19 protein-coding genes are annotated in these 20,643 nt (G+C 69.3%); 11 read left to right on the plus strand and 8 right to left on the minus strand.

The features are described 5' to 3' along the window. Window positions 1-56 precede the first annotated feature (56 nt). Entirely contained in the window at window positions 57-1,172 is a 1,116-nt protein-coding gene (locus AB0L33_RS15955) for an ROK family transcriptional regulator (protein WP_365681705.1), read from the minus strand. Between the two features lie 56 nt (window positions 1,173-1,228). On the opposite strand from AB0L33_RS15955, the gene AB0L33_RS15960 reads away from it, so the two are divergent. Next, window positions 1,229-2,359: a Gfo/Idh/MocA family oxidoreductase gene (locus AB0L33_RS15960; protein WP_365681707.1), complete on the plus strand. Its 1,131-nt coding sequence runs from the start codon at window positions 1,229-1,231 to the stop codon at window positions 2,357-2,359. Next, window positions 2,356-2,835 (plus strand): heme-degrading domain-containing protein, encoded by a 480-nt coding sequence (locus AB0L33_RS15965; protein WP_365681709.1) that lies wholly within the window; start codon window positions 2,356-2,358, stop codon window positions 2,833-2,835. The genes AB0L33_RS15960 and AB0L33_RS15965 overlap by 4 nt, the downstream gene beginning before the upstream one ends. 63 nt (window positions 2,836-2,898) lie before the next feature. On the opposite strand, the gene AB0L33_RS15970 is transcribed toward AB0L33_RS15965, so the two are convergent. The 5 genes from AB0L33_RS15970 to AB0L33_RS15990 form a co-directional block, all read right to left on the minus strand. Beyond that, a complete protein-coding gene (locus AB0L33_RS15970) occupies window positions 2,899-3,759 on the minus strand; it encodes a fumarylacetoacetate hydrolase family protein (protein ID WP_365681711.1) in 861 nt (286 codons plus the stop codon). 134 nt (window positions 3,760-3,893) lie between these two features. Beyond that, window positions 3,894-4,664 (minus strand): YidC/Oxa1 family membrane protein insertase, encoded by a 771-nt coding sequence (locus AB0L33_RS15975; RefSeq protein ID WP_365681713.1) that lies wholly within the window; start codon window positions 4,662-4,664, stop codon window positions 3,894-3,896. 78 nt (window positions 4,665-4,742) lie between these two features. Beyond that, the gene (locus AB0L33_RS15980) at window positions 4,743-5,078 is read right to left on the minus strand and encodes a DUF6412 domain-containing protein (protein ID WP_365681715.1); all 336 of its coding nucleotides are present in this window, start codon (window positions 5,076-5,078) and stop codon (window positions 4,743-4,745) included. A 66-nt stretch (window positions 5,079-5,144) separates the two neighbouring features. Further along, window positions 5,145-6,647 (minus strand): sodium:solute symporter family protein, encoded by a 1,503-nt coding sequence (locus AB0L33_RS15985; RefSeq protein ID WP_365681717.1) that lies wholly within the window; start codon window positions 6,645-6,647, stop codon window positions 5,145-5,147. Beyond that, the gene (locus AB0L33_RS15990; protein ID WP_219575923.1) at window positions 6,644-6,802 is read right to left on the minus strand and encodes a DUF3311 domain-containing protein; all 159 of its coding nucleotides are present in this window, start codon (window positions 6,800-6,802) and stop codon (window positions 6,644-6,646) included. The genes AB0L33_RS15985 and AB0L33_RS15990 overlap by 4 nt, the downstream gene beginning before the upstream one ends. Before the next feature lie 160 nt (window positions 6,803-6,962). Between AB0L33_RS15990 and AB0L33_RS15995 the strand changes: the two genes are divergently transcribed. The 6 genes from AB0L33_RS15995 (at window position 6,963) to AB0L33_RS16020 (ending at window position 14,029) form a co-directional block, all read left to right on the plus strand. After that, a complete protein-coding gene (locus AB0L33_RS15995) occupies window positions 6,963-7,385 on the plus strand; it encodes a hypothetical protein (protein ID WP_365681719.1) in 423 nt (140 codons plus the stop codon). After that, window positions 7,382-9,901, plus strand: a complete 2,520-nt coding sequence (locus AB0L33_RS16000; protein WP_365681721.1) for a tetratricopeptide repeat protein — start codon at window positions 7,382-7,384, stop codon at window positions 9,899-9,901. The genes AB0L33_RS15995 and AB0L33_RS16000 overlap by 4 nt, the downstream gene beginning before the upstream one ends. 245 nt (window positions 9,902-10,146) lie before the next feature. Next, complete coding sequence (locus AB0L33_RS16005) at window positions 10,147-11,151, plus strand: SEC-C domain-containing protein (protein WP_365681723.1); 1,005 nt, start codon at window positions 10,147-10,149, stop codon at window positions 11,149-11,151. A gap of 44 nt (window positions 11,152-11,195) precedes the next feature. Continuing rightward, the gene (locus AB0L33_RS16010; RefSeq protein WP_365681725.1) at window positions 11,196-11,687 is read left to right on the plus strand and encodes a GNAT family N-acetyltransferase; all 492 of its coding nucleotides are present in this window, start codon (window positions 11,196-11,198) and stop codon (window positions 11,685-11,687) included. 195 nt (window positions 11,688-11,882) lie between these two features. Further along, window positions 11,883-13,349: a PIN-like domain-containing protein gene (locus AB0L33_RS16015; RefSeq protein WP_365681727.1), complete on the plus strand. Its 1,467-nt coding sequence runs from the start codon at window positions 11,883-11,885 to the stop codon at window positions 13,347-13,349. A gap of 89 nt (window positions 13,350-13,438) precedes the next feature. Further along, window positions 13,439-14,029: a hypothetical protein gene (locus tag AB0L33_RS16020; RefSeq protein WP_365681729.1), complete on the plus strand. Its 591-nt coding sequence runs from the start codon at window positions 13,439-13,441 to the stop codon at window positions 14,027-14,029. A gap of 30 nt (window positions 14,030-14,059) precedes the next feature. Here the strand turns inward: AB0L33_RS16020 and dcm are convergent, their stop codons facing one another. Together dcm and AB0L33_RS16030 are read right to left on the minus strand one after the other, a co-directional pair. Further along, window positions 14,060-15,418, minus strand: coding sequence for a DNA (cytosine-5-)-methyltransferase (gene dcm, locus AB0L33_RS16025; protein WP_365681731.1), 1,359 nt, complete (start codon window positions 15,416-15,418; stop codon window positions 14,060-14,062). A gap of 209 nt (window positions 15,419-15,627) precedes the next feature. Continuing rightward, window positions 15,628-16,317, minus strand: a complete 690-nt coding sequence (locus AB0L33_RS16030) for a hypothetical protein (protein ID WP_365681733.1) — start codon at window positions 16,315-16,317, stop codon at window positions 15,628-15,630. A 119-nt stretch (window positions 16,318-16,436) separates the two neighbouring features. On the opposite strand from AB0L33_RS16030, the gene AB0L33_RS16035 reads away from it, so the two are divergent. The 3 genes from AB0L33_RS16035 to AB0L33_RS16045 are packed head-to-tail and all read left to right on the plus strand — an operon-like array spanning window position 16,437 to window position 20,519. Beyond that, entirely contained in the window at window positions 16,437-17,849 is a 1,413-nt protein-coding gene (locus AB0L33_RS16035) for a ParB/RepB/Spo0J family partition protein (RefSeq protein WP_365681735.1), read from the plus strand. Further along, window positions 17,849-19,681 (plus strand): DEAD/DEAH box helicase, encoded by a 1,833-nt coding sequence (locus AB0L33_RS16040; protein ID WP_365681737.1) that lies wholly within the window; start codon window positions 17,849-17,851, stop codon window positions 19,679-19,681. The genes AB0L33_RS16035 and AB0L33_RS16040 overlap by 1 nt, the downstream gene beginning before the upstream one ends. Beyond that, complete coding sequence (locus AB0L33_RS16045) at window positions 19,665-20,519, plus strand: DUF3883 domain-containing protein (protein ID WP_365681739.1); 855 nt, start codon at window positions 19,665-19,667, stop codon at window positions 20,517-20,519. Before AB0L33_RS16040 ends, AB0L33_RS16045 begins: the two co-directional genes overlap by 17 nt. The last annotated feature ends 124 nt before the right edge of the window (window positions 20,520-20,643 follow it).

The raw sequence follows: 20,643 nt of genomic DNA on the forward strand, positions 1-20,643 counted from the left end.
GCTGGGGCGCCCGGGTCGGCCCGCCGGAGTCCCCGGGTCAGTCCGCCGCCCCCGGTTCAGCCCGCCGCGGGCGCCCCGGCGGTGTCCACGCGTCCGAACAGCGGCGCCAGCACCAGCTGCGCCGCGCCCTCCGCGACCGGGTGGCGGCCCTCCTGGTGGGCGGTGACCGGGACCGGGGTGTCCCGCGCCCCGTCGCGGCGGGAGCGCTCGTCCAGGACCGCGCGCACCCCGCGTACGTACGTGCCGGGGTCGGCGGCGACCGTGCGGCCGCCCAGGACCACGCGGTCGATGTCGAGCAGCCCGACGAGGTTGGCGGCGCCGGTCCCGAGCACCCTGGCCGCCTCGGCCGCGTCGCCCCGGCGGACGGCGGCCAGGCACAGCGCCTCCAGGCAGCCGCGTCCGCCGCAGCCGCAGCGGAGGCCGTCCAGCTGCACGGTCTGGTGCCCGAACTCGCCCGCCCCGGTCCGCTCCCCCCGGTGCACCTCGCCGCCGAGGACGAGCCCCGCGCCGAGGCCGGTGCCGAGGTGGAGGTACGCGAAGTCGGCGGGGCCCCCCGCACCGAGGGCGAGGCCGAGGGCGGCGGCGTTGGTGTCCTTGTCGAGGACCACGGGCAGCCCGGTCCGGGCGGCGAGCGCGTCGCGCAGCGGGTAGCCGTCCCACTGCGGGAACCCCGTGACGCGGTGCAGCACCCCGCCCCGGTGGTCCAGCGGCCCCGGCGCGGCGACGCCCACCCCGAGCACCGGCAGCGCCCCGTCCCCCCGCACGGCGGCGACCGCCCCGGCGGCGGCCGTCAGCACCTCGTCCGCCGGGGCCCCGAAGTCCAGCGGAGCCGTACGGCTTTCGGCGACGACCCCGGCGAGGTTCACCAGCACCACGGTCAGCCCGTCGCGGTCCAGGTGCAGCCCCACCGCGTGCCCCGCCCCGGGGACCAGCCGCAGCACGGTCCGGGGCTTGCCGCCCGTGGAGGCGCGGCGGCCCGCCTCGGCGGCCAGGCCCTCGGCCCGCAGCCGGGCGGTGATCTTGCTGACGGCCTGCGGGGTGAGCCCGGTGCGCTCGGCGAGTTCGAGCCTGCTGATGCCGCCCTCGCCGGCCACCCGCAGCAGGTCGAGCACGAGGGCCGCGTTGTGGCTGCGCAGGGCGGGGAGGTTCGCGCCGGTGTTGCTCCTGTTCACGGACCCATTGTGGCCCGCGCTTGCACTTTGGCAACAGCGTTGCCAAAGTGGATGGCATGACCTCCCACACCTCCGGCTCCCCCTTGCGCGTCGGACTCGTCGGCTACGGCCTGGCGGGGTCCGTCTTCCACGCCCCGCTGATCACGGCCACCGAAGGACTGGTCCTCGACACGGTCGTCACCCGCGACGAGGAGCGCCGCGCCCAGGCCCGCGCTGCCCACCCGGACGTACGCTTCGCCGGCTCGCCCGACGAGCTGTGGCAGCGGGCGGACGAGCTGGACCTGATCGTCATCGCGTCACCGAACAGGACCCACGTACCGCTGGCGCGGGCGGCCCTGGAGGCCGGGCTTCCGGTGGTGGTGGACAAGCCCGTCGCGGGCACGGCGGCCGAGGCGCGGGAGCTGGCGGCGCTGGCCGATGAGCGGGGGCTGCTGCTCTCGGTCTTCCAGAACCGCCGCTGGGACAACGACTTCCTCACCCTGCGCGCCCTCCTCGCGGACGGCGCCCTGGGCGAGGTCCAGCGCTTCGAGTCCCGTTACGAGCGCTGGCGCCCGCGGCTCAAGGGCGGCTGGCGCGAGTCCGGCGATCCGCGGGAGATCGGCGGGCTGCTGTACGACCTGGGCAGCCATGTGGTCGACCAGGCGCTGACCCTGTTCGGCCCGGCGGCCCAGGTGTACGCGGAGTCGGACCTGCGGCGCCCGGGCGCGGCGGCCGACGACGACACGTTCGTGGCGATCACCCACACCTCGGGCGTCCGCTCGCACCTGTACGTGAGCGCCACGACGGCCCAGCTCGGCCCGCGCTTCCGGGTGCTCGGGTCGAGCGCGGGCTTCGTGAAGTACGGCCTCGACCCCCAGGAGGCCGCCCTGCGCGAGGGCGCCCTGCCGACCCGGGGCGAGCCGTGGGGCGAGGAGGGCGAGGAGCTGTGGGGCCGGCTCGGCGCGGGCGAGTCCCCGCTCACGGGCGGCGGCACCCCGGTCCCCACACTCCCGGGCGACTACCCGGCGTACTACGCGGCGGTCAACGACGCGCTGCGCGGCACGGGCGACAATCCGGTGACCGCCCTTCAGGCCGCCGAGGCCCTGGACGTCCTGGAGGCGGCCCGCCGCTCGGCCCGCGAGGGGATCACCGTCACCCTGCGGCCCGTCGGCGCCCCCGCCCACGTCACCGAGGAGCAGCCCGTATGAACCCCACCGCTCCGACCATCTCCGAGCTGATCGCCCAGGAGCGCCGGCTCACCCTGCCGCACTTCGGCTACGACGACGCCTACGCGCTCGGCGGGCTGCTGGTCTCGCTGGCCAGGGAGCGGCACGCCCCGGTCGCGATCGACATCCGGCGCGGGGCACAGCAGCTGTTCCACGCGGCGCTGCCCGGTTCGAGCGCGGACAACGACGCGTGGATCGACCGCAAGCGCCGGGTGGTCGAGCGGTACGGCGAGAGTTCGTACCTGGTGGGGACGCGGTTCCGGGCGAAGGGGACGACGTTCGACGAGGCGTCCCGGCTGGACCCGGACGTGTACGCGGCGCACGGCGGCTCGTTCCCGGTCGCGGTCGAGGGCGCGGGCGTCATCGGCTCGGTGACGGTCTCGGGGCTGCCGCAGGCGGAGGACCACGCGCTGGTGGTGGAGGCGCTGGAGCAGTTCGTGTCGCGGATCGGCGGCTGACCCGCACGGAGGGGTGAGATCCGCGTACGAACGGACCTCACCCCTCCGATGTATCGAGACACCCTAGGCGTCCTTGAGCTCCTGCCGCTGCCGGCCCAGCCCTTCGATCTCCAGCTCCACCACATCGCCCGCCCGCAGGTACGGCTTGGGCTCGGGCTGCCCCATGGCGACCCCGGCCGGGGTGCCGGTGTTGATCACGTCGCCCGGGTAGAGCGTCATGAACCGGCTCAGATAGCGGACGACCTCGCCGACCGGGAAGATCTGGTCGGCGGTGGTGCCGTCCTGCTTCAGCTCGCCGTTGACCCAGAGCCTCAGCGGGAGCGCCTGCGGGTCGGCGATCTCGTCGGCGGTGACCAGCCAGGGGCCCAGCGGGTTGAACGTCTCGCAGTTCTTGCCCTTGTCCCAGGTCCCGCCGCGCTCGATCTGGAACTCGCGCTCGGAGACGTCGTGCGCGACCGCGTACCCGGCGACGTGGGCGAGCCCTTCCTCGGCCGTCTCCAGATAGCGCGCGGTGCGCCCGATGACGACGGCGAGCTCGGCCTCCCAGTCGGTCTTCACGCTGCCGCGCGGCACGAGCACGGTGTCCTCGGGCCCGACGACGGTGTCCGGGGCCTTGAAGAACAGGATCGGCTCGTCCGGGATCCGCGCCCCGGTCTCCGTGGCGTGGTCGTGGTAGTTCAGCCCGATGCACACGATCTTCCCGATGCGGGTGAGGGGCGGGCCGGCCCGCAACCCCTCGGCATCGAGCGGCGGCAGCCCGCCGGGCGCCGCGGCGGCCGCACGCACCCGGGCGAACGCGTCCTCGTCGGCGAGCAGGGCGCTGTCGATGTCGGGGACGATGCCCGACAGGTCACGGAGGGTTCCGTCCCCGTCCAGCAGCGCCGGTCGTTCCGCGCCCGCCGTACCCACACGAAGCAGCTTCAAGAGTCGTTCTCCTCGGTCGGGATCAGGCCCGTCGGATGGGTAGCGGCCATCGCAGGCTTGTCCGATCCTCCAAGACATCCGATCACTCCGCAAGACCCTGTTCACCACCTGGACCGGCGCCGGTCCGGCCCCCGCTACGCGGCCGTGGCGACCGCGGCCCCCGGCGCGGTCATGTCGCGGTACAGGAAGGCCCGCTCGATCGCGGTCCAGGTCGTGCTGGTGACCACGTACAGCGCCGCGGCCAGCGGCACGAAGGCGACGGTGAAGAGGGTGAAGAAGGACATCAGCGGCATGAGCTGGTTCATCGCGCCCATGCCGGGCACCGGCTGCCCGTCGGGGCCGGTGGGCGGGGTGACCGGGTTGGCGGCCATCTGACGCTTCGTACGCCCGTAGTTGAAGGTGGCGACGGCGGCCACGATCGCGAAGAGGCCCAGGTAGACGAGGCCCTGCGCGCCGAAGACCCCGCCGTGCGACAGGGCGTCGTGCCAGCGCTCGCCGAGCGGCGCGTCGAAGAGCTGGTGGCCGAGGAGCGAATTGGCCTCGTCGCCGATCCTCTGGCTGGAGAAGAGGTGGTAGAGCAGGAAGAACGCCGGCATCTGAAGCAGGCTCGGCAGACAGCCGGAGAGCGGCGAGACCTTCTCCTCGCGGTGCAGCTCCATGAGCGCCTTCTGCATCCGCTCGCGGTCCTTGCCGTGCTTCTTGCGCAGCTCGGCGATCTGCGGCTGGAGCCGGCGCTGGGCCTTCTGCCCGCGTGCGGCGGCCCGCGAGAGCGGGTGCACAGCGAGCCGGACGAGCGCGGTGAACAGGACGATCGCGGCGGCGGTGGACGCCCCCTGGAAGAGCGGGTGGAGCAGGTCGGCGAGGGCGCCGACCAGGCTGGCGAAAGCGGACATGAAGGCGGACATGGGTGAGCCCTCCGGGGGTCTCGTCGTGCCGGGAAGTCGATTCGGCGTGACGGGTCCGCGTGAGTGGCTGAGGTGTCCCTACGCGGCCGTCAGGAGGGCACGGCCCGGCGCTCGGGGGCGGCGGCGCCCCTGCGCGTCCGGGTCCCGTTGCGGAAGGAACGCGGTGCGCTTCTCCCGGTCGCGGATGGCGGTGCGGACCCGGGTGCGGGGCACCGGGGCGGCACAGCGGGCGCTGATGACCGAGCAGGCGACGAGCGCGGTGCCGGCGGCGGCCGTGGCGGCGAGCGCGACGGCGGCGGAGAGGCTGCCGCCCTCGGCGAGGAGCACCTCGGTGAGCAGGAAGAGGAGCAGCCCCGCGGGGCGCAGGACGCGGGAGAGACCGTCGCGTACGCGGCTCATGGCGTCGGTGACCATGGGCGGTGCCTCCCTTCCGTATGCGCTCCTGTCGGTCCATCCGTTATACACGACCGGCCGCACCGGTCAACGTACGTTGACAGCCGTCCGGTCCGCCTCCACCTCGTCCCGGGCCAGCACCTCGTCGTCCGGCCGTTCGTCGCGCTCGCGCGGACCGGCGTACGTCACCAGGAGCGCGACGGCCAGGTTGGCGGCGAGGGCGACGATGCCCGCGTTCACGCCCCACACCGGGTCGTGCTCCGTGAAGACGAACCCGCACACCACACCGACCCCGACGACGAGCCCGGACAACGCCCCGAGCAGCGTCAGCCGCCGCCACATCAGCCCCAGCAGCACCATGGGGAGCAGCTGCGCCATGCCCTCGTACGAGATGAGCGAGAGGCGCACGAGGGTGTTGGGGGCGGTGTACGTGAGGAGCAGCGCCAGGGAGCCCGCGACCACGACGACCAGTTGGGCGGCGCCCTTCTGCCGGCGTTCCCAGCGCGGCACGAGCGAGAGCACGCTGCGGCCCCACATCGTGCCGATGACCAGCATGAAGACGGCCATGGGCACGATCGAGGAGAGCGCGGCGGCGACCCCGATGACGCCGACGGACCAGGCGGGCAACGAGTCCGTGACCAGCTTGAAGAGCGCGAGGTTGGACTCGGCCCCGACCAGCCCCGGCACCACGAACAGCGCCGCCATGCCGAGCAGCATCGGGACGAAGAGCAGGACGTTGTAGGCGGGGAGCCACATCGCGTTCCGGCGGAGCACGTCGGCGTTCTTCGCGCCGAGGTAGCCGGCGACGGTGGTCGGGAAGATCACCACGGTGAGCGAGTTCAGGAACGACGTCGTGATGAACCACGCCTGTCCGAGTCCGCTGTCCCCGTGCCCCGGGAAGGTCAGCCAGTCGCTCTTCTCGGTGACGAGCCGGTCCAGGAAGGGTCCGTACCCGTCGAAGTAGTGCACGGGCACGTAGATCGCCAGGAAGCCGAGCGTGACGATGACCAGCAGGTCCTTCAGCACGGACACCCAGGCGCTGCCGCGCAGCCCGCTGACGACGACGAAGCCGGTGGTGACGGCGAAGGCGATGAAGTACGCCCAGTTCAGGCTGATGGCACCGTACGAGATCGTGGAGACGACAACGCCCATGCCGGTGATCTGCAGCTGGATGTACGGAAGCAGGAACACGGTCGCCAGGACGGCGACGAGCGCGCCCAGCCAGGGCCGCCCGAAGCGGTGCGCCACCATGTCGGTGATCCCCACGAGACCGTGCTTGCGCGCGTACGCCCACAGCATGGGCCCGACGACGTAGCCGACGGCGTAACCGCAGGACATGTACGCGACGACGTACAGGACGGGCGCCCCGTAGTTGTAGCCCCAGCCGGCGGCGCCGAGGTAGCTGAAGCTGGTGTAGCCCTCACCGGCCATGAGCACCCAGATGAAGACGGTCCCCAGGCTCCGCCCGCCCACCGACCACTCGGCGAGCCCGCCCCCGCCGCCGCGCCCGCCGCGTACGGCGAGCAGCCCCAGGGCGACGGTGGCCACCATGAAGACCCCGAAGACGGAGGTCGCGACGGCCGCGTTCACCGGCGGTCACCCCGCCGGGTCAGCCATACGGCGACGGGGGTCAGCAGGGTCGCCCCGAGCAGCCAGAAGAAGAGGAACGGCAGCCCGAGAACGACGGGATGCACCCGGTTCACGAACGGCAGCGCCCCGAGGTAGAGCACGTAGGGGACCAGCAACCACAGCAACTGCGGACGTCGTCTGAGCACGTCGGCAAAGGTTACGGCCTATGGGCGGCCGTTGCGGCCGGGGAGGCCCGCCGGAACACCTGAAGGCTGTCGTTCGGCCTCCAAGTGGGCGATAGTGAAAGGGGTTTCAGATCCAACGGGGAGGCGGAGCATGGCTGTTTCGAGGGCTGCGCGTGTCACTGCGTGGGTCGTCGCCGTGGTGGCGGGACTGGTCTCGGTGGGGCTGATCGTGATCATGGTGGTCGATCCCGGTACGGCCGACCTGGCTGCCGCTGTCACAGGCGCCGTCGTCGGACTCATCGCCCTCGCCGTGTCCGTGGCCGCGCTGATCCGCGATTCCGGGACGGGCGGCGGGCGGCCCCGGGTGCGCTCGGAACGAGGCGGGATCGCCGCGGGCGGGGACGTGGTCGGCAACGCAGTGGGCAACCACTCCACTGTCGTCGGTCGCCCCAGTGAGCGCGGAAGGAGCCGCGGTGCCGCGCAGCGGGCGGACATCCGTGCCGGACGGGACGCGATCGCAGCCGCCGGTGACGTACGGGACAACGCCCTGGGAGAGGGAAGCGACCGGCGATGAGCTTTCGCAGGCGCCGCCGGAAGGGCACCGAAGCCGAATCTGTGACGGCGGAGGGGCCGCCGGCCGGGGAGCGTCCCGGGCCGATCACGGCGGACGAAGGCGCGGTGGCGGCGGGCGGAAGCGCGAACCACAACGCGCTCGGCCCCGGCAGCACCGTGCACGACCTTCGATGGGCGCATATCCACATCGCCACTGATGAGGTGGCCTGGCCCGTCGAGATCGGCAGGGTGCCCGGACTCGCCTCGGCGTTCCAGCCGCGCTCCGCGTTACGAGAGAGCATCGACGCTGCGCATGACCGTAACGGGGTCGGGCCCTCGGCACAGATCCTGTCCGGTGGTGGCGGGACGGGCAAGTCCCAACTCGCCGCCTTCTACGCGGCCGAGGCGATCAGTACGGGCACGGACCTGGTGCTGTGGGCGGATGCGGGCGAAGTCGAGCAGGTCATCGCTCTGTTCGCCCAGGCAGCCGTCCGCATCCGAGTGCCGGGTGCGACCGGTGAAGACACCGAGCAGGACGCTCGTGCGCTGCTGGCGTGGCTGGCCACCACGGAACGACACTGGCTCGTGGTCCTCGACGATCTCAACGACCCGGCGGGCATGAGCGGCTGGTGGCCGCACAGCCGGACCCGTACCGGACGGGTCCTGGTGACCACCCGCCTGCACGACGCGCGCATCACGGGCAACGGCAGGCGCCGCGTTCCGGTCGGCGTCTACACACCAGGCGAGGCAATCGCGTATCTCCGCACCCGCCTGGCCGAGGACGACGCTGAGCATCTTCTCGACGATACGGTCGGCGATCTGGCCGCCGCTCTCGGGCATCTGCCGCTCGCTCTCGGACACGCGGCCGCCTACATGCTCAACCAGGACCTGCCGTGCGCCCGGTACCTGGCCCTGGTCGGAGACCACAGCCGGACCCTCGGACAGTTGCTCCCCGACGACGCCGATGCCGAGGGCTACGGACGGGAGGTGACCGCCACACTGTTGCTCGCACTCGACGCCGCCCAGCGCACCGAGCCTGCCGGCCTCGCCCGCCCCGCCCTCCGTCTCGCCGCCTTCCTGGAGCCCGCCGGGCACCCCCGCGCCGTGTGGACGACGCCCGCCGTCCTGGCCTACCTCACCGAGCACCGAGCCGCCGCCCCGCACGGCGTACAGCGCCCCGGACCCGTCACCGCCGAGCAGGCTGAGGCGATCCTGCGGGTGTTGCACAAATACGCCATGGTCAGCAGTGACCAGGGGACGGTACGAATCCACGCGCTCACCGCCCGCGCCGCCCGCGAGCCGGTCGACGAAGCGGCCGTTCCCTGCATCGCGCGTGCAGCCGCCGACGCCTTACTCGGCATCTGGCCCGACCCCGATCACAGCGATCCCGAACTGGCTGCCTCCCTGCGCGCCAACACCGGCCGGCTGCACGAGCTGACCGGTGAGCACCTCTGGCGGCCGGAGGGGCATGAGGTTCTCTACCGGGCCGGGGGGAGTTGGGCCGCAGCTGGCCTCACCGCGACCACCGCCGCTCACTGGGAACAGCTCGCCCGCACCAGCCGCGCGATCCACGGCCCGGTGCACGACAACACCCTCCGAGCCTGCGCGGAGCTCGCCTACCTGTTTCGCGGTACGGGGCGGGGGGCGGAAGCCATCACGCTGACGGAGCGGGTCGCCGCCGACTGCGTACAGCTTCTCGGCCCCACTCACCACAAGACCCTCATGTTCCGCGCCGACCTCGTCACCTTCTACGCGGACACCGGGCGAGAGCCGGAAGCCCTGGCCCTGGCAGAGGAAATTCTGGCCATCCGGGAAGGCACCCTCGGGCCCGAACACGCCGACACCCTCACCGCCCGCTCCGCGCTCGCCTTCGCCCACAGGGTGATGGGGCATGTCGAAGAGGCCCTCGACCGGACTCAGGATCTCCTGGCCGACCAGACACGAGTCCTCGGACCGGCACACCCCCACACTCTCAGGACGCGCGCCAACCTCGCTGCCTCATACGCGGATGTCGGGCGCACCGGGGAGGCCGTCGCCGAGACGGAACGGCTCCTGGCCGACCGTGAACGCTTCCTCGGCCCCGGCGATCCCGACACCCAGCTGAGCCGCTCCACCCTCGCGTCGGCCTACGGCCAAATGGGGCGCTTCGAGGAGGCCGTCGCGCAGACGGAACGCCTCCTGGCCGACCGGGAACAGCTCAAAGGCCCCACCCACCTCGACACCCTCCGCACCAGGACCGAGCTCGCCCTCCGATACGTCTACGCGGGGCGCGTCCTGGAGGCCATCGCGCTGGAGGAATCCGTCGTGGCCGACTGCGAACGACTCCTGGGCCCCACCCACCTCGACACCCTCCGGGCCCGCAGCAATCTCGCCTCCACGTACGGGGACGCGGGGCGCTTCGCGGACGCGATCGCCCTGGCGGAAGGCGTCCTGGCAGACCGGGAGCGGCTTCTCGGGCCCGACCACCCCGAAACCGTCGGCAGCCGTGCCCTGCTCCAGGCCCTTGCCCTCTCCGCCGGTCAACGGCTCGACGAGTAGGTCACAGGGACCCCGAGGCCGGCAGGGCCACCGGCGGCGCGGGCTCGGCGGTTCGATCCCGAGGAAGACGCCGAGGGCTGTCTCCGCGCCCGCCGACGGTCCGCCCGGCGAGCCACCCCGCGCCGCAGGCCGCTCCGCACGACGAGTTCGCTCCCCGCAACACTCCGGAACCGGGACAAGGCTCACTCCCCCCGGGCCGCGACATGCCCCTCGCCGCGCCCCCGCACAGCAGTACGGTGTGGTGCATGCGCCCCGAGACTCCTGCCGACCACATCTCCGAAGCCGAGCGCCTGCTCCGCACCGCGGCGCAGTACCCCGAGGACCACGAGCCGCTGCTCCTCCAGGCCGCGGCCCACCTGGAACTCGGCGGGGACCGCGCCCGCGCCACGACGCTCTACGACGAACTGCTCGGCGACCCCCGCACCGAGCACCCGCACCTGGTGAAGGCCCTCAGCGCCGCGAACCTCTGGGAGTACGGCCACGAGGCGGAGGCCCGCGCGCTGATCGACGGCGTCCGCGTGGCGGCCCCGCAGGAGGCGGCCCCCTGGGAGATCGCGGCGGAGACGCTGGAGGCCCACGACGAGCTGGAAGCGGCCCACGACCTCTTCTCCACGGCCCTGCGCCTGCTGATCGCCCCGGGCGAGGAGGTCCCGTACGCCACCCAGTCGCTGCTGACCGGCCGGCACCGGGTCCGCCGCCTGATGGGCGTCGCGCACGACGCCTGGGACGAGCTGGCGGACACCCTGCACACCGCGGCGGTCCCGCTGGACGAGCTCCACGACCCGAAGCGCCTGTGGTCGCTCGGCTCGTCGGACCCGGGCGAGCTGCGCGCCGAGATCACCCGGCTGCGCGCCGAACTGGGCACGTACCGGACGGCGTTGTCCCGCCCGTTCCCGGTCGCGGTGCTGCACTGGCCGGAGGCCGAATTCCGCGAACTCCTCACGGCGTACCCGGGCCTGGGCAGCGAATACGTGTCCCACCCGGACCACCTGGCCCGCCTGGAGACGGCCCTCCGCGACCTCCAGGCGGCGGGCACCCCGAACCTGGGCATCGTCCGGGGCACGGTCCCCTCCTACGAAGCCTTCGCCGCCTCCGAATCCGCCTCCCCGGCCGACCCTGACCTCCTCCCCCAGTACGCGACGACCCTGGCCGCGAGGGGACGCGCGGTGCCGTGGCCGCCGCCGAAGAGCGCGGAGTGCTGGTGCGGGTCGGGGGAGTCGTACCGGGGGTGCCACGGGGGGCGGGTGTAGGGGGCGTCGGGGCCGGGGCGCACCCGGCTCCGTACGCTTCGCCCATGCCCGAACTCCAGCGCCTGCGCCCCGACCACGCCCCGGCCGTCCTCGCGTTCGAGAAGGCCAACCGCAGCTTCTTCGCGGCGTCGGTCCCGGACCGGGGCGACGACTTCTTCACCGACTACCCGCCCCGCCACGCGGCCCTGCTCGCCGAACAGGAGGCGGGCGTCTGCCACTTCCACGTCCTGGTGGAGTCGGGCGAGGTCCTGGGCCGCTTCAACCTGATGGACGCGGCGGAGGGCGCCGCCGAACTGGGCTTCCGCCTGGCGGAGAAGGCCACGGGCAGGGGCCTGGCGACGACCGCGGTGCACGACCTCTTCGACCTGTGCCGCACCCGGTACGGCCTGACGGAGCTCAGGGCGCGGGCGGCGGTGCGGAACACGGCGTCACGGGCGGTGCTGAGGAGGACGGGCTTCGTGGAGACGGCCGAACAGGTACAACTGAACGGGGAACGAGGGCTGGGCTTCATCCGTGAGCTGATCCAGAGCCGCTGACCAGTCATCTGCTGACTGCGAATTCCCCTTCCCGCGGGGAATCCTGGTGTGGCAGATCGCTTACCCAAGGTCACCCGGGCAATGCGGATCGAAGCCCAGGCTGACTGCAAGTCCGCCTGCTGCTGCTTCCGCGTGCTCCGCCTACCATGTGCTCAGACTCATCTCAGCTGACGGCAGCGACAGCATGATCTCCTGGTGGGTCACGACAAGCTTCAGGGGGAGCAAGTGGGACCGGTCGAACCTCTGTTGATGCAGCGTTTCAGGTCGTGGCTCGAGTCGGCGCCATCAGCGGACGACTCTGACCGGGCGCCGTTCTTCACCGAAGGCATTGTGGTCCTCGATACGAACATCCTGCTCAGCCTGTACGAGTACACCGAGTCGGCGCGCGCGGAAGTGTTCACGGCCCTGGAGTCCGTGTCAGAACGGCTCTGGATGCCACACCAGGTGGGCTTGGAGTTCGTGCGCGGAAGGCGGAGCACGCTGGAATCACGCAAGGCTGCTCTCGCCGAGGCCGCCAAGGGCGTAAACCAGCATCTGATGCAAGCGGTGAAATCGGTCCTGGCCGCGCGCAACGTTGTAACCAAACAGCTTGCGAAGTATGGAGCCGCCTCCGAAGCGATTGAGGAGCTGGACGCCCTCATCAACGATCAGGCCGTGAAGACTCTGCTGCAGGAATACCAGGCCGCCCTGAAGGATCACCTCGACGCCCTCAAGTCGCAGCATGGGCTTCCAGTTGACCTGACCGAAGCCAATGACCCCGTCCTTCTCCGCGTCGCCAGAATGTACGGCGACCGCATCGGCGCCCAGCCCGGCGACGCTGTACTTCGGGCACGGATCGAGGAAGCGGTGGGTTTCCGGTTTCCAAACGCGATCCCCCCAGGATACGGAGATCTCGGCAAGGAAACACCGATGCGAGCCGCAGGTGACTTCCTCGTCTGGGAAGAGCTTGTCGAGCATGCAAAGAACCTTCCGCACGGTTCCCGGCGCATACTCTTCGTCTCCAATGACACGAAGGAAGACTGGTACGAGACCAGCAAGGGGACGGGTGGGACGAAGCGCCCTTCTCCCATGCTGTTCGAAGAACTGCGGGCACGGGCGGATGCTGAACTGCGCATCGAAACCGCTTCGCTGTTCTTCGGCGGCATCAAGCAGTTCCTGCACGCGAAGCTGAAGGAAGCCACTTACGAAGAGATCGAGCGCGTCTCGTCGGCTCAGGAGAGCCACGTGCCGGAGGAGGAGGACAGCCTGGTCACAGTGGACAGCGCGCCCCACGTTTCGCCGCCCCCCGGCCTCGCCACCGAGGCGTCCCGCTCTGTCGGGCTCGCCACGGCTGGCACACGAGCCGCTCTGGCATCCAAGGCACCGTCCTCCCGCGTCTTCCAGTGGTGGCTGATCGGCGTCACTGCGCAGCTGGACCGACGCACTTCTTCGGCAACGGAGCCCAGAGTCGACATCGCCGCCGCTTGCCGTGGCGACAAACCCCGGTCCGGCTCCTGGGAACCCGCCACTGTTTTCAGGCCGGAGCACTGGGTGTACCGCGACTCCTCGTGGATCGCCTCCTGGTTCGTCGGGCTGCTCAAGGAGTTGCCACAATCCGATCACGCAATCCTTCGAAGCCTTGCTGCACAACAGGCTGAAGCTAACCGGTCCGCGCTTGAGTGACAGCCACATCGGCAGATGACTGAAGACGGAACAAGCGAACAGAATTCTGCGTAGCCCGACCCTGCCGAAGCAGAACCCGAAGAGGAGTCATGAAGAACGAAGAAGCGCACGCCGCCTGGGAACGCCTCAAGCCGAATACCCATTTTGCGGTCGGGCAGTTGGCGGATCTGATCGCAGACGACAACGGATCAGCTGATGCAGTATTCGGCGCCTACATGGTCGCGAAGAAAGATCTGGCTCGCTCGATGCAGGAACTACTTCGCTCCACTCTTCCGCCATCCCGCCCCGCATTCGAGGAACTGCGCTCGCGCATCAGTCAGTCCCTCCAGGAGCGGTTCGGCGACCGCGTTCCCCAAAAATACCTCGCCGTCCCATATGACACCGTCGCCAATCAGGACCTGTTCGGCCTTCTTCACGAGCACCTGGGCCAGCCGGTTGAAACAACTGTTTTGCGCGCTGTCAACGCGGATGACATCCACACCGAGCGGCGCATACGCGAACTGCGCGAAATGGGACTGCGCCTCGAAGCAGCAAAACGCGACGGTGTGGGATATTACGTACTGAAGTCGCTCGATCTCGACCCCGACCAGATGAAAGCTCTCGTCGTCAAGGCGATCAAGAAGTCCTCGGCGCCAGAGCCGGAGCAGAATCGGCTGATCGGAATTCTCGAGGAGTGTTGAGTGACTGTGCAGAACATCATCTCTGCGCAGTCAGCTGATCTTTGACCGGTGCTGACTGAAGAGGTCATGACGCTGGTGGTCGTCCTGGCCCACGAAACCCTTGAACATGCCGATACTGTAAGCAACAGCCCCATTCGAGCGTGTCACTGCAGTCATCTCGAAGTCGTGCTTCAGATGGTTAATGTGCCGCTCAACCTCAGGCTGCCCCATGATTTTTCCCGCTGCCTCAAGCTTGGCGATGATCTGATCGACGGACAGTGCACGCGGGCTGTTGACCAGCAGCTTGTACACAGGGTCGGTGACAACGTCAGCAGTTTCGACGAGGTCACGCGGCTCGCCGACCTTGTTCAGCGCATTCCTGATCGAAACTCCGAGCGCCTTGGCGACGGGCGGGGGAAAAGCATTTCCGATCTGACGGTAGACGCTGGTCTTCCGGCCATGAAACCGCCAGCGGAAGTCATCCTCGCCCCCGTCGCCCTCAGCATCGGCGTCCTGCCACCCCTGGATGCGGGCCACCATGGCCGTGGTGAGCTTCGGACGCGGCTGCCCTTCGATAACCGGGGGACCAGCCGCAGGCGGTGCCGCGTCAGCAACGCCCATGGCATCGACGCCCTTCGCAGCCCATGCTCGCTTCGCTCGCGTAGGGCCCAGATCGGCACCACCGTGCTTTTTCGACCCGCCGACGATGGTGGGGGCGATGCCACTGGCTGATTCGGCCCACTTCTGGGCGCCCGCCCAGCCTCCTGCCGCCATGAGATCGACTAGCAACTCGCCCACCGGCTTAGCGCTTCCTGGGCTGGGCTCCGGCCACTTGAAGTACGGGGCAAACTCCCGCTGGAGCGCGACCAGTACAAATCGGGGCCGCAGTTGAGAGACCCCGAAGTCGTCCGCCTGGAGGAGCTGCCACTCTGCGATATACCCGTGCTCCTTGAGCCGGTCGAGCACATGCTGACGATAACCAGAAAAGCGATTGGCGCTGAGCCCACGGACATTCTCCAGCAGAAGCGCCTTAGGCTGGACCTTTCCGCAGAGTTCGATTGCCCAGGCAAACAGGTCGCGCTCGTCGCTTGTTCCTAGCTGCTTGCCTGCAATGCTGAAGGGAGGGCAGGGGACCCCGCCAGCAAGAAGGTCCAGATTCTCCGCATCGACAGCGGGGTTCCAGACTGCGGGATCGGCGACGTCACCGACCCGGACCGACTTCTCCGCTGCCTCCTCGCTGTAGCCGAGGAACTCCACAAGGTTGCACCGCAAGGTTTCGGCAGCCTGGCGGTCGAGCTCGACAGCGAGCCGGTGGCGGAAACCCGCCCGCTCCAGCCCCAGGGTCTGGCCGCCCGCGCCCGCGCAGATCTCGACGACCTCAAGCGGCTCTCCAGATTCGGTGGCCGGCATAGCGATCTCCCTCCAGGCACGCCAGGCTCTCTAGCGCAGAACCGGCGGGTGCAACTCTGCAGCCGCCTTGGTAAACACACAGACATCCGGCAGCACTAGCGCAGTGGTCATTTCTCAATGCAAGCAAGCCAGACAAGAGTGTGGAGTCTACGCGGCGGGTCCGACAGCTTCCATCTGCGCGGGCGCGGCGGAAGTGCCTGCTGTACTGGTCAGGTGTCCAGGGCCCTCCGGACCTCCTGCCGGGCTTCCTCGGGAAGGCGGCGATAGGCGTTCCAAGCCCTTTCGAGCGGAGTCGAGCCCCGGCGCCCTCGCTCCGCCCAGCGGGCCAGCCGCCGCTGGTCGGCCGGATCGAGGCGCTTGATCTCGGCTACAACCTCGTCAGACCGCGCAGGCCGCCCGTCATCGCCTGCACGACATCGCTTGCACTCCGTGACGAGCAGGGTCTCCTCGCGCCCGTCAGGCAGGACCGTAAGGCGCCGGGTGACTGACAGTACTGCCGTCTGATTTGAGTCATCCGCGTACTGCTCCGCACCCCCGATGCCACACACCGTGCACATGTAGTCATCGCGCGCGAGCACGGCCTGCTTCTGCTTGGCCGAGAGGGCCTTCTGAGGAGAGGCTGCCCGCCGCGCGGCCGGGTCCCACACCGGAACCCCCGCCCGCACAAACCTCTGGTCCTCGGCCAGAAGCGAGGCGTCTTCGGTGCTCGTGAGGACAACCCACTTGAAGTCCCGGAGATCACGGAGGCGGCGGTCAACCTGGGAGATGCCTGGGAAGGCACGGCGGAGTTGCTCCTTGGTGAAGGTGTTGCCTTCGCCGATCTCCTGCACCAGCCACAGTGCACACTTGATCATGGTTCCACCCTTGAATTCCGGGTCGTCCCAAGCCGGGAGGGTCACCTCTGCTCCGTTCATCGAGTCCGCAGATGTCCGAGTCTGAGTGATCACCGGTCCAGTTGTCAGCGGCTCCTGCCATTATTTCTGGCGAGTACGCGACTTTACCCAGAAAGGTTCTGACCATGGCTACGAAGTTCGGTGTCCCCCCGGAGGGCGGGCGGATCCGGTCCATGGTCGAGGAACGCCTCAAGCAGGCCATGGCCGACGACGGGGCCAAGATCACGGTGGAGTGGCGCGGCGAGCAGCGGCACCTGAACGTGATCTCCATGCCGGTTGATCTCCTCTACCTGAACCCCGACACCCACCGCATCCGCGCGCAGCGCACCCTGGACCCCGACCGGAACCGAGTGCTGGAGGAACAGCCCTGGAGCGAGGCAGCTCAGGACTACCTCGCCCACCTCCTAAGCCGCAGTCCCTCGAATCCGAACCAGATCGATCCCGACTTCACGGCACTGCAGGACGAACTCGATGATTTCGGGCAGAAGGAACCCGGCATCATCAGCCCCGACGGCATCCTCGTCGACGGAAACACCCGTTGCGCGGCTCTCCGCAAGATCGGCATCAAGGACATCCGCGTCGGTGTGCTGCCAGCAGACACGTCGCGGCGGGACATCAATAACGTCGAGCTGGCGCTTCAGTTGCGCAAGGACAAACGGCGCGACTACTCCTATATCAACCGCCTGATCGCCATCGAAGACGAACTGGCCAACGGGCGTCGGGAGGAGGACGTGGCCCGGGACTTCAACATCAAGACCGGCACCCTTCGCCAGGACCGGTGGGTGTACCAGTTGGTCACCGACGCTCTCGACCGGAGCAAGGGCCTCGCCAGCGGAGTCAGTCTGCGTCTGGTGGACTTCGAGGAGCAGCAGGAGAAGCTCCGCGAACTGCAGCGCGACTACACGCAGCTCGCTAAGACGGATACGGATGCCGCCGAACGGCTCAAGGAATCCCGGCTCGCGATGGTTGTGCTCAACTATCCGAAGACTTCGGTGCGGCTCGCTGAGGCCGATTTCCACGCCCGCTACCTCGACGAACGTCTGCCAGCGGATCTGCGGCCGGCTGAGCAGGCATCCTCCGCAGTCGCCATCCCGGGCCTGCCGGGCATCGCAGTTCCGGACGCCACTGCCGCGGTCAAGACGACCCGCGCCCTCACCGACCTGCTTCTGCAGGCCAAAGCCGCTTCTCTCGCCGGTGACAAACTCACGCCCGCAGAGGTGTCCGAGGCCACAGCCAAGATCAAGGCCGCCCGCGAGACGTTCGACGTCGCCGTCAAAATGGCCGGTCAGAACGCCCAGCTTCAGAAACGGAAGATCGCAGTACCGGAGCGCCTGACGGATGCCGCCGACTACGTGAACCAGTGTGCGTCGGAGTTCGCCGAGGCGAAGTCGAAGCGCGCGCTCGACGAGGATGCGTTCGATGACGCGCTGCTCACCCTTCGCGCGAGCCTGGCGCGCCTGGCCAAGCAGGCCGGCCGTACATTCAGCTCGCCTGGAGACGGCGTTGAATGGCTGCTCAATGCCACCCGGGAGAGCTGATGGATGCCTTCGCTGACGCACCGAGCCTGGAGATCGGCTTCGGGGACAGCGTGACGACGGCCCGGCTGCGAGCCGGTTCCGGGCACGAGGGCGACTTGCGCCGCCTGGCGATGCGTTTCCGCAGCAGTGTCCAGCGCTCTCCCGCCAGCATGGACGTAGACATCGACGACTTGCTGACCAACCTCGTTGCGCTGACCACATGGCCTGCCCAGTCGAGTGTGTCGTGGGATGGCCAGCTGGCAGCACTTGCGACGGACTCGGCCGTGGACGCCCAGACCGTAGCCAGACGTCTCGACCCCCTGTCGGAGGGCGCCGAGGAAGTACAAGAAGACCAAATCGACGGCCTTCTCGGGGCTTGCTGGACTGCTGAGCTCACGCCCTTCCAGCGCCGGGACATCGCCAAGCTTCTCTCACTGCGCCACGGCGCCAACTTCTCTGTACCCGGCGCAGGCAAGACACGCGTCGGGCTCGCTGTCTTCCAGGCACTGCGCCGCACCAAGGGCATTGAGCACCTGCTGATCGTCGGCCCGAAGTCCTGCTACGAGTCGTGGCAGGCCGAGAACGCGCACTGTCTGACTGAGCCGCTGCGCATGGAAGTCTTCTCCCGCAGCATCGACCCGGCCGCGGATGCCCTGCTCGTGAACTACGAACGCCTCAGCCCTGCCGTCGACGATCTGGGGCAGTGGCTCACCTCCCGCCCCTCCATGATCATCCTTGACGAGGCGCACCGGATGAAGCTTGGCGCCGAGGGGACATACGGGGCGGCCTGCCTCGCTCTGGGCCCCCGGGCCCGCCACCGGTTGATCCTCACCGGCACCCCGGCTCCCAACGGCGTCAAGGACATCGAGAATCTCTTTGGCTTCGTGTGGCCTGGACACGGCCGCCAGAAGGTCACGCAGGCGGTTGCTGGCGGGGACCTCGCCAGGGCCAGCCAGGCGCTGCGTCCGCTGTTTACGCGCACCACCAAAGGTGAGCTCCGCCTTCCGCCGGTGAAGACGACGCTCCGGCCGCTTCCGATGCCTCCTCTCCACCAGGAGGTGTACGAGGCGCTGCTCGGCCGGTTCTCGGCCCGGGCTGCCGGAGCAGAAGACGACTTTCAGGCACTGGGAAAGATCATCGTCTACCTGCTTATGGCGGCCACCAGCCCCGCCCTGCTCGCCGTCGGTACTACACGGCACGAGCCGCTCACGTACCAGGTGCCCCCTCTGACCGTCCCCAGGGGAAGCCCGCTGTCCGAGCTCATGCGAGACCTTCCCAGTTACGAGATGTCGCCGAAGTACCGCGAGGTCCTGGCCGTCGTCGCTGGTAACGCGGCCAACGGCCGCAAGACCTTGGTATGGTCCACGTTCGTCCGCAGCCTGAACACCTTGGAGAGGCTCCTCAAGGAGTTCCGTCCGGCGATGGTCCACGGAGGCACGGTGGACCGCGAAGCGGAGATCGAGCGCTTCCGGAACGACCCGGACTGCATGGTGCTTCTGTCCAACCCCGCTACGCTCGGTGAGGGCATCAGTCTGCACCACGACTGTCACGACGCCGTGTACGTGGATCGCGACTTCGCCGCCGGGCGCTTCCTGCAGAGCCTCGACCGGATTCACCGCCTCGGTCTCGCACCGGAGACGGAGACGCGCATCACTGTGCTCACCACCGAAAGCACCATTGACGAGGTCGTGGATCAGCGGCTGAGTGACAAACTGCTTTTCATGGGGCGCATCCTCGACGACCCCGCTGTCCGGGAGCTCGCGGATCTCGCCGAGGAACCTGCGGTCGGCGGCGGTCTCGACCAGGGGGACCTGCAGGCGCTGATGGGTCACCTGCGTGCCCATTCCGGCTAGCCCCGTCCTGCGTGCCGCCGCAAGGTGGCTGGAGCGGCTTCCTGACTCCAGCGCCGCGCGATGCCGTGCGCTGTTCACGAACCATGCCGACTTCAGCGACCTGACACCCACCCAGTACGAAGCCGCGTACTCATGGCTGGAAGGGAACGGCCTGCTCACGGTCTCCCACAGCAGTGCCTCGGTGAGTGAGCAGATCTTCCGTACCGCTCTCGCCGCCAGTGACACCCCTTGGCTCCCGGACGCCGACGTCCTGGTCCGCAGCCCAGAGGAGCTTCCCGAAGACGCCCTGCGGGCTGCGGAAGCCCTGGGGATCACGGAATGCGAGGCGTACGAACAGGTCAACGCAGTCTGGGGGAAGGCAGACGCAGAGGCACGGGCTCGTATCGGAAATGCGGGTGAAATCGAACTCGCGAGGCATATCGCCATGGCTACTGAGGCGCGGGTGGAGCACGTCGCCGCGTACTCCGATGGTTTCGGCTATGACATTGCCGTGCACGCCCGGCAGCACACACTCCATATCGAAGCGAAAAGCACGGTGCGTCGCGGAAGGCTGGCCTTTTACCTGTCCCGGCACGAGTACGAGACAATGCGCCGCGATCCGGCATGGCAGCTCGTGCTGGTCCAGCTGACCCAGGCCCTCGCCATCGCCGCCGTTGCCTCCGTGCCCGCCGACTGGATCGGCGCTCAGGTTCCTGTGGACAAGGGTTCTTACGGGCGCTGGGAGGCGTGCCGTTTCGACGTTTCACCGGAGGTACTCATCCCTGGCATTCCACGGCTGGCCCCCGTGCTCGATGCCGGAACGACCGGGCTATTGCTGCCGGGCGGGCGGGAAGGCTGAGGCCTGGGCGGCAGCAGTGCTCCGCCTCAGCTCCCACGCCGGACAGAACGCCCAGAGAAGGTGCCGTCAGTCGGCAGAGGAGTGGGTACCCTACATTCCCTCCCGGGAAGCTGCCCCTTGCCGG

The organism is Streptomyces sp. NPDC052299 (genome assembly GCF_040679335.1).
Classification (GTDB): domain Bacteria; phylum Actinomycetota; class Actinomycetes; order Streptomycetales; family Streptomycetaceae; genus Streptomyces.

Excerpts from the sequence above, each read along its gene's own strand:
- AB0L33_RS15960 (WP_365681707.1), top strand. The coding sequence starts at position 1,229 with ATGACCTCCCACACCTCCGGCTCCCCCTTGCGCGTCGGACTCGTCGGC.
- AB0L33_RS15965 (WP_365681709.1), top strand. The coding sequence starts at position 2,356 with ATGAACCCCACCGCTCCGACCATCTCCGAGCTGATCGCCCAGGAGCGC.
- AB0L33_RS15975 (WP_365681713.1), bottom strand. The coding sequence starts at position 4,664 with ATGTCCGCCTTCATGTCCGCTTTCGCCAGCCTGGTCGGCGCCCTCGCC.
- AB0L33_RS15980 (WP_365681715.1), bottom strand. The coding sequence starts at position 5,078 with ATGGTCACCGACGCCATGAGCCGCGTACGCGACGGTCTCTCCCGCGTC.
- AB0L33_RS15995 (WP_365681719.1), top strand. The coding sequence starts at position 6,963 with ATGGCTGTTTCGAGGGCTGCGCGTGTCACTGCGTGGGTCGTCGCCGTG.
- AB0L33_RS16000 (WP_365681721.1), top strand. The coding sequence starts at position 7,382 with ATGAGCTTTCGCAGGCGCCGCCGGAAGGGCACCGAAGCCGAATCTGTG.
- AB0L33_RS16005 (WP_365681723.1), top strand. The coding sequence starts at position 10,147 with ATGCGCCCCGAGACTCCTGCCGACCACATCTCCGAAGCCGAGCGCCTG.
- AB0L33_RS16010 (WP_365681725.1), top strand. The coding sequence starts at position 11,196 with ATGCCCGAACTCCAGCGCCTGCGCCCCGACCACGCCCCGGCCGTCCTC.
- AB0L33_RS16020 (WP_365681729.1), top strand. The coding sequence starts at position 13,439 with ATGAAGAACGAAGAAGCGCACGCCGCCTGGGAACGCCTCAAGCCGAAT.
- dcm (WP_365681731.1), bottom strand. The coding sequence starts at position 15,418 with ATGCCGGCCACCGAATCTGGAGAGCCGCTTGAGGTCGTCGAGATCTGC.
- AB0L33_RS16035 (WP_365681735.1), top strand. The coding sequence starts at position 16,437 with ATGGCTACGAAGTTCGGTGTCCCCCCGGAGGGCGGGCGGATCCGGTCC.
- AB0L33_RS16040 (WP_365681737.1), top strand. The coding sequence starts at position 17,849 with ATGGATGCCTTCGCTGACGCACCGAGCCTGGAGATCGGCTTCGGGGAC.